Origin of the sequence: Psychrobacter sp. AOP7-A1-24 (assembly GCF_052376235.1) — a bacterium.
Classification (GTDB): domain Bacteria; phylum Pseudomonadota; class Gammaproteobacteria; order Pseudomonadales; family Moraxellaceae; genus Psychrobacter.
The window spans coordinates 1-842 of record NZ_JBQSVM010000106.1 but is presented as its reverse complement, the minus strand read 5'-3'; the positions used below and the strand labels follow the sequence as shown (position 1 = coordinate 842).

The 842-nt window shown below is 44.4% G+C and carries 1 pseudogene; it reads left to right on the top strand.

From position 1 onward, the window contains the following. Window positions 1-80 precede the first annotated feature (80 nt). Window positions 81-829, top strand: a pseudogene (locus ACT3QQ_RS13920) (IS5 family transposase). Window positions 830-842: the final 13 nt, after the last annotated feature.

Genomic DNA, 842 nt, shown 5'->3' with positions numbered 1-842 from the left:
TAGGGCGTGTCATCAATTAGCATAGATATTTCAGAATAAGCTATACTTAGATCGTATTTAGGAATTTGAGCTCAATGACTATGACAAGACGACATGCCCTACGTGATGACCAATGGGAGAGAATTAAAGACATTCTACCTGGTAAACCAAGTGACGTTGGTGTTACTGCAAAGGATAACCGCTTGTTCGTAGAAGCGGTTCTGTACCGTTACAAGACCGGCATACCTTGGCGTGACCTACCTGAACGCTTTGGCGACTTCAGAGTGATTCATACTCGTTTTAGTCGCTGGTCAAAAAAAGGCGTATGGGAGCAGGTTTTTAATCAACTCTCTGAACAATCCGATGACGAATATGCCATGCTAGATGCCACGATTGTTAAAGCCCACCAGCACAGTGCTGGAAAAAAAGGGATCAAGCCATTGGACGCAGCAAAGGTGGACTGACGACTAAAATACATACTCGTACAGATGCATTAGGCAATCCTACTGGCTTTTATCTAACAGGTGGCGCAGCTCATGACCTGTGTGGCTCAGATGAATTGCTTGATGTCAGTATTAGCCAAACGTGGCTTGCCGATAAAGCTTACGATGCTGATGCCCGCGTTATTGAACCGATTAAAGCAGTGCAAGGTAATGCAGTTATACCATCTAAGTGTCATCGGCTGCAGCCAAGAGACTTCGATAAAGAGCTTTATAAAGCGAGGCACCTAATAGAGAACTTCTTTGCCAAGATTAAGCAGTATCGTGCGATTGCCACTCGCTATGATAAGTTAGCCAGTCATTTCCTTAGTGCCATTCACTTAGTTTCTTGTGTCGTTTGGCTTAATTGATGACGCGCCCTAG